This is a genomic window from Mesorhizobium sp. (genome assembly GCF_024509055.1).
Classification (GTDB): domain Bacteria; phylum Pseudomonadota; class Alphaproteobacteria; order Rhizobiales; family Rhizobiaceae; genus Mesorhizobium.
The window spans coordinates 1-2603 of sequence record NZ_JANINM010000249.1 but is presented as its reverse complement, the minus strand read 5'-3'; the positions used below and the strand labels follow the sequence as shown (position 1 = coordinate 2603).

Genomic DNA, 2603 nt, shown 5'->3' with positions numbered 1-2603 from the left:
TCCAGATCGCTTGCGCAATGCTATGGATGCGGTGAATGTCGATTCAGCCTAGGGCTGCCCGTTGCCCGACAGGATCTGCGCCGCCCCCCTTGCAGCCACGCGAAACGCTTCGTCGAAGCTCACCCCGCGCGCCTCCCATCGGTAGGTCTTGCCGTCCTCGGCCATTCGCCAGTCGGCGATCCAGCCAAGTTCCTTGTCGCTCCATACGATGCTGCCAGCGAGCGCCTTGCCGGCGCCTGCCTCATTCGCCAGCCGGTCGAGCTTTGTCATGTCGGCTGTCCGCAGCGCGCCTTCGTCCAACGCGCCAAGCTGGCTGGTCTTGGGGAAAGTGACGTGCATGAGCAGCGGACCGGCGGCGTTGACGAAGGATTCGCGCATCGCCTCGCCGCGCCCTTCTTCCGCCGTCAGCGCGAAGCGGCGCGGCCCTTGTTCTGTCGTCAGGAAGATGGCGAGCACCGGCCGCTCGCCGAGCCAGGGCTTGCTGCCGAGTTGCGCCAAGAGCTTGTCGACGACGGCCGGTTTGTAGAGGCAGGTCAGGTCGTGCGGCCGGTCGTGCGTGCCTTGCTCGTCATGGATCGGAATGCCCTCCAGACGGTCGTGATAACGGAAGCTGTCGACGAAATTGCCGGCCTTGCCGCGCAGCGCCAGTATTTCCGGCTTCTGCACCAGCCGCTGGTCGCCGGAAACCTTGACCAAAACCTTGTCGAGGCAATCCCTGAAACCGATCTGCCGGTTCACATCGCCGGTCCCGGTGACGATGGCCTGCGCCTGGTAGAGATCGGCGGCTGTCGCGGCAAAGGCTGAAGGGACTCCCAGGCAAAGGAGACCCGCCAATCCAGCCACCAGACGAGAGTACCCAGTCATGTCGCTTGCTCGCAAATCCATTGGGCCGCGCGGAAGAACTGCTTTGCCGGTTACCTAACACCCTGGCGGGCCGGGCTGCCAGCCGTTCGACGCCACCATTGACGCATCCCCATACCGCCTTTAGCACTTCTCTCCCCCGGGAGGGCCGAGCGAGGGATTCTTTTACGATGGATTTTGGCGGCGGCGACGAGATCCGCTTCGAGCGACAGGGCAGGGCCGGCGTCGTCACGCTGACCCGGCCGCAGGCGCTCAACGCCGTCACACACAATATGGTCAAGGCGCTCGGCAAGGCGCTCGACGCCTGGGAACAGGACGCGGGCATCGGCGTGGTCGTCGTCAAGGCCGAAGGCAGGGCGTTTTCCGCCGGCGGCGACATCCTGCACATCTACGAGGCCGGTCGCGCCGGCAAGCCGCCGGTGGATTTCTTCGCTGACGAGTACAGGCTCAACGCCCGCATAGCCCGTTTCAAAAAGCCTTATGTCGCGCTGATCGACGGCATCGTCATGGGCGGCGGCGTCGGCATTTCCTTCCACGGCTCGCATCGCGTGCTGACCGAGAACGCCCAGTTCGCCATGCCCGAGGTCGGCATCGGCTTCTTCCCGGATGTCGGGGCCAGCCATTTGCTACCGGATCTCGGCGGCAGTTTCGGCATGTATCTGGGCCTGACCGGAAACCGCATCCGTTACGGCGACGCGCTATGGTCGGGCCTCGCCACGCACACGATCAAGGCCGAGGACCAGGCAGGCCTGCTCGACGAGCTTGCAACAAGCGGCGACGCCAATGCGGAGTTGCGAGATTTCTTCATCCCGGCCAAGCGCGAGACCGAGCGGCAGGATCTGGAAGCGATCGCCCGCCATTTTTCACAACCCTCGCTCGGCGGCATCTTCGCCAACCTGGAAGGCGCCGCGACTGCCGATCCATTCGCGGCCAGGACGCTGGCGACGATGCGCACGCGCTCGCCGACCAGCCTCGCCGTCGCCTGGCGCGAGATCAGCGCCGGATCGACGCTGTCGATGGACGAATGCATGAAGATGGAGTTCCGGATCCTCAACCGGATGCTGGCCGGTCAGGATTTCTACGAAGGCATCCGCGCCGCGATCATCGAGAAGGGCTCGACGCCCTTATGGCGACCGGCGAACCTCGACGAGGTGAGCGCCGCCGAGATCGACGCCTATTTCGCGCCGCTCGGCGATCGGGAACTTCAACTATGAGCGAGGTCACCTCCAGGCGCGTGGTGCTCCAGCCCTCGACCACCGAGGTGATCTTTGCCTGGTTCCAGCGCGTCATCGCCGGCTACTGCCTGCTGTTCGGCATTCTCTACTGGATACGCCTGATCGGCATCTATCCGGGCGAATTATGGCGCTTCGACCTGATGCCCGTGCACTGGCGGGTGGCCGCGGCCATGCTGGCGGTGTTTTTCCCCTTCGCCGCGGCGGGGCTGTGGATGCTCGCATCCTGGGGGCCGGTGATCTGGTTCATATGCGCGGTGACCGAGACGATCATGTATGCCGGTTTCCCCGACCTCTTCGGTCATCGCCTGCTGATCGTCGTCTCGCATGCCTGCGTGGCGTTGCTTTACATCGTTTTCCGCGTCACCATATGGATGCAGAAGCGCCAGCTCCGGCAGTGAGCTGAATGCCGGTTTCCGGGGCCTTGGCCACGGCCGCGACTGCCCAAAATCCATTGGCTAAATCTTTAGGTTAATTGTTCTTGCTCGGGTGACCGATCGTTAAGCGTCT

Annotated in this window: 3 protein-coding genes; 2 read left to right on the top strand and 1 reads right to left on the bottom strand. The window is 64.0% G+C overall.

Features of this window, described 5'->3' with window-relative positions:
- Window positions 1-48: 48 nt before the first annotated feature.
- Entirely contained in the window at window positions 49-864 is an 816-nt protein-coding gene (locus Q0L57_RS12240) for a DUF2066 domain-containing protein (RefSeq protein ID WP_296742973.1), read from the bottom strand.
- 167 nt (window positions 865-1031) lie between these two features.
- Between Q0L57_RS12240 and Q0L57_RS12235 the strand changes: the two genes are divergently transcribed.
- Window positions 1032-2075: an enoyl-CoA hydratase/isomerase family protein gene (locus Q0L57_RS12235; protein WP_296742972.1), complete on the top strand. Its 1044-nt coding sequence runs from the start codon at window positions 1032-1034 to the stop codon at window positions 2073-2075.
- Window positions 2072-2494 (top strand): DUF6163 family protein, encoded by a 423-nt coding sequence (locus tag Q0L57_RS12230; RefSeq protein WP_296742970.1) that lies wholly within the window; start codon window positions 2072-2074, stop codon window positions 2492-2494. Before Q0L57_RS12235 ends, Q0L57_RS12230 begins: the two co-directional genes overlap by 4 nt.
- Window positions 2495-2603: the final 109 nt, after the last annotated feature.

Coding starts and splice junctions, on each gene's coding strand:
- Q0L57_RS12235 (WP_296742972.1), top strand. CDS start 1,032: ATGGATTTTGGCGGCGGCGACGAGATCCGCTTCGAGCGACAGGGCAGG.
- Q0L57_RS12230 (WP_296742970.1), top strand. CDS start 2,072: ATGAGCGAGGTCACCTCCAGGCGCGTGGTGCTCCAGCCCTCGACCACC.
- Q0L57_RS12240 (WP_296742973.1), bottom strand. CDS start 864: ATGACTGGGTACTCTCGTCTGGTGGCTGGATTGGCGGGTCTCCTTTGC.